The organism is Nocardiopsis salina YIM 90010 (assembly GCF_000341025.1).
Lineage (GTDB): Bacteria > Actinomycetota > Actinomycetes > Streptosporangiales > Streptosporangiaceae > Nocardiopsis > Nocardiopsis salina.
In genome coordinates this window covers 1-7,063 of the sequence record NZ_ANBF01000041.1, presented here as the reverse complement: position 1 = coordinate 7,063, position 7,063 = coordinate 1, and the positions used below count along the sequence as shown (strand labels likewise).

The following is a 7,063-nucleotide window of genomic DNA, read 5'->3' as shown; positions in this document are numbered from 1 at the left end:
ACGCTTGCGGCGTGCGGGTGGCGGCTCGCTCCTGCGGAGGCAACGGCGGGCCCCGCACACTCCCGGCAGGGCATTGAGGCCAGGGATGGCAGGCGTGCGGGGGTCCTCCGGGCCCCGGGCTCGTGGTGGCTCACGAGGGGGTGCTCATGGGGCCGGTTGCTTGTGGGGCCGGAGTGACGGGTGTCCGGTTCTGCGGCGTTGTTAGTGCTCTTACTGTCACTACAGGCCGCTGTTGGTGCCCGTAAGAGCACTAACAACCAGAAGGCCGGAAGCCCGAAGGGCCAGCGGGCCGGGGATCGAAGCTCGTGGCCGGGTGGCTCGTGGCCGACGGGGTGGCACCGCCCGCGGTACCGGCGGTCTCAGCGCCCACCTGGTCGGTGGTGTCGGTGCCGGTGGCCTCAACAGGGCCGTTGGCCTTGTCGGTCCCGGCGGGCTCGGTGGTGGTGTTGTTGAGGGTGAAGCCGAAGGCCGCCAGCGCCGACAGCGGCACGGTGATGTTGACGACCGCCTTGGTCCCGGGCGGCTGCCCGCAACCACCACCGCCGGTGCCACCGCCCACGGTGTCACCGTCGGAGTTCGTGTCGGCCTCGCCGCCACCACCGGTGGTGTGGCCGTGGTGGCTGTGCGCGAACCCGGCCGCAGAAATGAACGCGTCATAGGTACGCGCGTACCGCGAGGCCGTCGCCTCCCCGGAGGGGATGAGCCCGACCCCGGTCGCCTCCCCGGCACCGTCGCCGGTGGTGCCGCCCCCGGCCTNGGAGCTCGTGCCGGCGGTGCCGCCCCGGATCGTCGCCCTCGACCACGTGTGCGTCATGGAGAGCGATACCCACCGCGATCCCATCGCCGCGTGCAGGAGTCACACGGAACTGTTCGCGCTCCAGGCGGACCGGTACCGGGACGGTCTGGCTCCGGAGCGCGTCGTGGAGGCGGCGGGGCAGCCGTGCAGGAGTGATCCTGGTGAGCCGGGAACCGTCACGCACAATGGGGGCCATGCTCACCATCGGCGAGGCGGCCCGACTCCTCGACACCACCCCCCGGACCCTGCGCTTCTACCACGAGCGCGGTCTCGTCCCCGAGCCGGAACGGGACGAGCTCGACCACCGCAGGTACGACATCGGCGCGGTGCACGCCCTGAAACAGCTCCTCACCCTGCGCGACCTCGGCCTTCCGCTCGCACGCTGCGCGGAGCTCCTCCGGGACGGCGGCGAGGACGTCGATGAGGGGCTGCTGGCGTGGGAGGAGGAGATCGCCCGCCGGCAGCAGGAACTGGAGGAGCAGCGGCTCATGATCGTGCGTCTCCGGGAGAGCCACAGCCGTGCCCGCGCCTCCGCCGACGAACAGGGTTGGGCCGAGTGGGCCGGGACCCTCACTGACCGCGGGGCGCCCTCCGACCTCATCTCCCGGGAGACAGCCGCCGCGCAGCTCCTGTCAGTCGTCGGGGACGGGGACCCTCTCACCGCCCCGGTCCCCGAGGGGCTCGATCAGGGTGCCGCAGCCGACGCCGTGTCCAGGTTCGCGGAGCTCTCCCTCGAGGACGAGGACTCACCGGAGACTGCGGAGCTCGTCGAGGACCTCGTCCGGATGATCGGGCCGTTCGTTCACTCGTTGGTGGAAGCTCCTCCGGCCCCGGGCGCCGCGCACGACCTCGCTTCCGAGCTGCTCGCGTCCTTCCCGACCGCCCAGCGGCGTGTCATGCACCGTGTGATGGCGCGCCTCGAAGAAGAGACCGCGCCACCGGCGACGTGAACGCCCGGCGGTCCCACCTGCACCGTGTTCCGCGCGGCTTGGCTTGACGCCGCGTCAACCCCTCACTCTGCAACCAGGGACCGGCCCGCGACCCCGCGGTCCGGACAAGCGAGGGGAGAGGAGAACGAGGTGCTTCGCAACCCGAGGGTGGCCGCTTTCCTGCGCTGGCTGCCGTTCATCATCATCGCCGTCAACCTGACCCTGCTCTTCACGGGTGTGGTGACCCTGGCGCAGGCGGCCGTGCTGATCGTGGTCCTGGAGATGTGCCTGTTCGGTGTGGTGGTGGTGGAGTTCGCCGCCATGCGGATCGCGTTCGGGCGGGCGCGCACCCGAGGGGCTACCCGGACGCAGGCGCTGATGGCGAGCCTGGACGCGTGCCTACCGCCCGCGGTGGCGTTCGTGATCAGGCAGGAGCTTCTGGTCATGCTCGCGATCCCGCGTGTGTTCCGCCGGCGTCCGGAGGCCACGGGGACCACCGAGCTGCGGTCGGCCGGGCTCGCGCCGCCGGTTTCCACGGGGATCCTGCTGGTCGCCGTGCCGGGGTGTGTGCTCTCGCTCGCACTGGTCGGGGGGCCGGGGTGGCTGCGCTGGGTGCTGTTCGGTGTCTCGCTCTACTTCGCGCTCTACGCCCTGGGCTTCCGCGCCCTGTACACCACGACGACACATTCCGTCGGCGGCGGCGAGCTGCGGGTCCGGCACGGCGCCACGGTGGACCTGTCCTTCCCCACCGCCGGTATCACTGCAGTGCGCGAGGAGGAGGGCCTGAACCGGGGCAAGGCCGTGGACGTCGCGGACGGCGCGCTCACCGCGAGCTTGTTCGGGCGGACCAACGTGGTCGTGGAGTTCGTGGCACCGGAGAGGGTCGGTTTCTTCGACCGGAACGAGGAGCAGGTCACGCGCGTACGTTTCTTCACCGACGAACCCGCGGACGCGGTCGATGCGATCCGTGCGGAGGCTCCCTCACAGGCCCCGTCCTCAGAGGACTCGGTGCCCCGCCCCGGCCCCGGGCCTGTGGCAGAGACCCCTGCGCAGAACCCCTGACCCCGAGGACCAGGCCTTCGGAAGGTGGTTCGCCGGGCAAGGGGTCCGGTTTGTCGACCCCTGAGAGTTAAGGTTAGGCTCACCTTGCCTTTCCTGGCCGCTCACCTCAGGAGTACCCATGCCGCGCACCTCCCGCCCCCTGCAGATCCACCCCATCGTGCTGCGCCGCGCCGAGGTTCTCCGCGTCGCCGACGTCAGCCCGAACATGCGCCGCATCACGCTGACCGGCGACGACCTCACCGCGGGCGAGATGGGCGAAGGGTTCCACCGGCCGGCGTTCCGGTCCGACGGGTTCGACGACCACGTCAAGCTCGTGATCCCGCCCGCCGACGGCCCGCTCCCACGCATCGGCACGCAGGAGGAACAGCGCTTCGCCTGGAACCCCGAGGCCTTCTCGCAGACCCGCGACTACACCGTGCGCGCGTGGGACCCCGAGTCCAACACCTTCGACGTCGACTTCGTGCGCCACTCCCACGGGCTCGCCGCGGCCTGGGCGTTCCGCGCCGAACCGGGCGACACGATCCACTTCGCCGGCCCCAAGTCGTGCGCCCTGCGCAACGACGAGGCCGAGTGGCACCTCCTCGCCGGTGACGAGACCGCACTGCCGGCGATCGGCCGCTGGCTCGAGGAGGCCCCCGAGGGCACCCGCGGACACGTGATCGTCGAGGTCCCGACCGAGTCGGACCGGCAGNNNNGGGCGCCCCCCCCGCCGGCACGAGCACCCTGCTCTCCGACGCCGTGCGGCAGCTGTCCCTGCCCGACCTGCGCGTGTACGCGTGGGTCGGGGGCGAGGCCATGACGATCGCGCCCATCCGCCGGTACCTGCGCAAGGACCTCGGTCTGCCCAAGGAGGACGTGGAGGTCGTCGGGTACTGGCGGCGCCCCAAAGCGGCGGATGCGCAGCGGTCCGACCGGAGCGACAACGCCGGGAGCCCGACACCGGCACATTCCGCCGAGGGTGCGGAGACCTCCGCGGAGGTGCTCCACGACGTGCACGAGATGACCGAGCTCGGCCCGCCCGTGGTCACCCGCGCGGCCGCCACCCTCGGCATCGCTCCGACCGTCGCACAGGGCACGACCACGCTCGAGGGCATCGCCCGCGAGACGGGGGTGGAGCCCGCCCTCCTGCGCCCGTTGCTCGATGCGATGTGCGCGCTCGGACTGCTCGAACGCGACGGCGACCACCACAGCAACACCGCCCGGGGCGGGGTGCTCATGGAGGACTCCGTGCTCGAGAAGCTCTCCTTGGACGACCCGGCCAACCGCGACGCCCTCGCCCTGGCCGACCTGGTGGACGTGCTGCGCTCGGGCTCCCCGTCGGCGCGTGTGGGCACCACCCCGTGGCACGGGCGCCGGGAGACCGACCGGGCACTGGACACGGCCCTGCAGGACCGGACCGCGGACCAGCTCCAGTTCGTGGTCGGTCCCCTCGCCCGCACCACCGCCGTCTCCGGCGCACGCACCCTCGCGGTGGTCGGCGACGCCGCCCCGTTCGTCGCCTCGCACCTCGCACAGGGCCGCACCGTGCACCTGCCGGGCACCGCCGAGCCGGAGTGGCCTGTCAACGACTGCACCGTCCTGGTCAGCGCGCTGGAGGGCCGCTCCGACGAGGAGGCGCTGGGGCTGCTGCGGTGCGCGCTCGCCGCGAGCCCGGTGGTGGTCCTGGCCGAGCGCGCCTCCGACAAGGCCCCCTCCGACGACCACGCCGCCGAGTACGCCCTGACCAGCCTCACGATCACCGGTTCGCCGCTGCGCACCCGGGACCGGATCAGCGCGCTGCTGCGCTCCGCCGGTGCTTCGACGGTGGACACCACCACTCTGGGGTGGGGTTTCGGTCCCTTCGGCACCGTGACCGTGGCCCATGCCTGAGCGGACACGGCGGTCCGGCCGAGGGCGTTCCGGCACAGGTTCCGCCCTGTCCGACCTCGGAGTCCGCGACCACCGCTCGTGCTGCCAGGTCTGGTCCCGGCGCTCGCCGCGGCGGCCGTCATGATCCTCTTCGCCGGTACGGAGGAAACCGGCGCAGGGTGCGGTGCTGTCGGGTGGCGGTGGCGCCGAGGCCCGAGCGCTCGTGCTGGAGTACGGCACTCCGCGCACGCGCTCGTAGCGATCGCCCTGGGGGCGGCGGGTGCCCTGATCCGGGCCCACACCGCAGCCCCTGGCCGACCCCGGGGATCCTGGGCGTGAACGCCCGCGCCACGCTCGGTGTGTCACGGAGGAGGCACTGGAGACCACCTGTGCGAGGAGTGGCCGCGGGCCTCAGCCGGCTTCCTGGGGCCCGGCGACGGGTTCGGGATCCGGGAGAGGCTCGGGCACTGTCTCGGCACGGACCCCGTCGAGCACGACCCCGCCCGTGTAGGTGCGCGACGGGTCCTCCTCGACCAGGTAGACGCGGTCGAGCGTGAGGGGGTGTCCGGCGGTGTCGGGCACCTCGAAGCGCACGTCACGCCACCCCTCCCAGTCGACCGCGGGCCCCTGGAGGGTGTGGGCGACCCCGAGGTCGTCGGTGAGGGCGAGCATGAGACGTGCCCCGTTGCCGTCCCCGTGCACGCCGGCGGTGAACGCGAAGGCCTGGCGGTCGAGGGCGATCGGCTCGGGCGGGTGGAGGGCGGCGTCGCGGGTGCGGATGTCCCTGGTGAAATCGTAGGCCATCTCCAGAGCCTGTCCGTCACGGCCGTCCACGGCCCGCACGTCGGCCTCCCCGCGGGTGGACTGCGCGGTCCACTCCTCGGCGTCGGCGAGGTCGGCGACGGGTGTGGTGACGGAGCCGACGGATACGGGGACCTCGGTGGACGCGCCGCCCGCGGTGACGGTCAGGGTCCCGGTGCCCTCGCCGGTGCGGGCGCCGACCTCGAAGCGGCCGTCCCCATGGGTGGTCACCTCGACGAGGTCGGGGTCGGCGGCCACCTCCGCGTCGAGGGGTTCGACGGGCGCGGTGTCCCCGTCGGCGGCGGCTCCGGTCAGCACGAAGGACGCGGTGTCGTCGGCGGAGGCCAGACCGAGGCGGTGCGGGCTCGCGTGGAGTGTCTCGGGGGCGGGGAGCACCTCCAGTTCCACGGTGTCCCGGAGCATGTCGCCGGTGTCGGGGGTGGCGGCGGGGCCGGTCTCCCCGGTGACCGTGACTCGGCCTGGCTCACCGGCGACGTAGCGGTTCCCGTCACCGTGTCCGGTCGGTGCGGACACCGCGAGGTCCCCGGTGCGATCGTCGGGGGTGTCGGGCGCGCCGGGCCCGGAGGGCCCGAAGGCCTCGTCGTGGCCGGTGGCGGTGAGAGTGCGGTGCATGCCGGTGAACACCCGCCGCGGATCGGCCTGGGGCGGTGCGGGTGATCCGTGCTCCGGGCGGGGTTCCATGGCGGCGCGGACGTGGAGCCCGGTGGTCTCGGCCGAGCCCTCCGGCGCTGTGACGAGCAGGCCGTCGGGGACTTCGCGCGGTTCGCCCCCGGGGCGGTTGCGCTGGGCCGGGTCGGTGGCACCGGCTTCACGGGCGACGAGGGTCGAGGAACCGCCGCCGTCCAGCTCCAGGGCCCGGTCGGCACCGGCCGCGGCGAGCAGTTCCGCTGTCTCCTCGAGAGTGGTCCCGGCGGTGGAGGCGTTGCGGCCGTCCGTGGAGAGCGCGTGCATGGTGCGGCCGTCCGCGGAGAACCCGACCGCGGTGCGGGGCGCGCGGGCGTCGTCGTCGACGGGCACCGGTTCGCCGTCGCGGACCAGGACGTGGCGGCCGCCCAGCACGGTGCTCGGGTCGCCGTCGCCCGCGGTGAGGGTGTGCTCGACGTCGACCTGATCGCCCTCGGCCAGGGACTCCAGGGACGCGGCGGCGGACCCGCGGGCCACCAGGACCTGCTCGTGTTCGGCGATGGGGCCGCTCCCCGGGGTCCCGGTGACCCGGTCGACGGTCCCGTCGGAGACCACGGCCTCGGCGACGGCGTCGGACGGGGGTGTGTCGGGGGCCTCGGGTACGGGATCGGCCTCCCCGAACGCCTGCTCCTCGGGCGGCACCTCCGGTTCGTGCACGACGTGCTCGCGCGGATGCTCGCCCCAATCCGAGGTGTACAGCGCGAGGCCGTCCGCGGGCACGGTCGAGGTGTTGAGGGCGTCCAGGGCCAGGTCGACGGAGGGCAGGGTGGCGGTGCCGTCGAAGCCGACCTCCTGCACGGTGCCGGTTCCGTCCGCGTCGATGACCACGGCGTCGGTGAACTCTGCGTCCGGCGAGGTCAGCGCACGCCCGTCCCGCATCCCGGCGCCGCTGGGCGCCTGGGTCGCGCCGAGGTCGAAGTAA

3 protein-coding genes and 1 pseudogene are annotated in these 7,063 nt (G+C 73.3%); 3 read left to right on the top strand and 1 reads right to left on the bottom strand.

What is annotated here, in order from left to right; all coding sequences use genetic code 11:
• The first annotated feature begins 990 nt into the window (after nucleotides 1-990).
• The 3 genes and pseudogenes from D474_RS0104450 (at nucleotide 991) to D474_RS27645 (ending at nucleotide 4,656) form a co-directional block, all read left to right on the top strand.
• Nucleotides 991-1,746 (top strand): MerR family transcriptional regulator, encoded by a 756-nt coding sequence (locus D474_RS0104450; RefSeq protein ID WP_026118161.1) that lies wholly within the window; start codon nucleotides 991-993, stop codon nucleotides 1,744-1,746.
• Between the two features lie 129 nt (nucleotides 1,747-1,875).
• Complete coding sequence (locus D474_RS0104445; RefSeq protein WP_193373970.1) at nucleotides 1,876-2,787, top strand: hypothetical protein; 912 nt, start codon at nucleotides 1,876-1,878, stop codon at nucleotides 2,785-2,787.
• A 118-nt stretch (nucleotides 2,788-2,905) separates the two neighbouring features.
• A pseudogene (locus D474_RS27645) lies at nucleotides 2,906-4,656 on the top strand (SIP domain-containing protein).
• 390 nt (nucleotides 4,657-5,046) lie between these two features.
• Here the strand turns inward: D474_RS27645 and D474_RS27640 are convergent.
• Nucleotides 5,047-7,063, bottom strand: a 2,017-nt coding sequence (locus D474_RS27640; protein WP_017612393.1) for a phosphodiester glycosidase family protein, incomplete at its 5' end; no start/stop codon positions are given.

Coding starts and splice junctions, on each gene's coding strand:
- D474_RS0104450 (WP_026118161.1), top strand. CDS start 991: ATGCTCACCATCGGCGAGGCGGCCCGACTCCTCGACACCACCCCCCGG.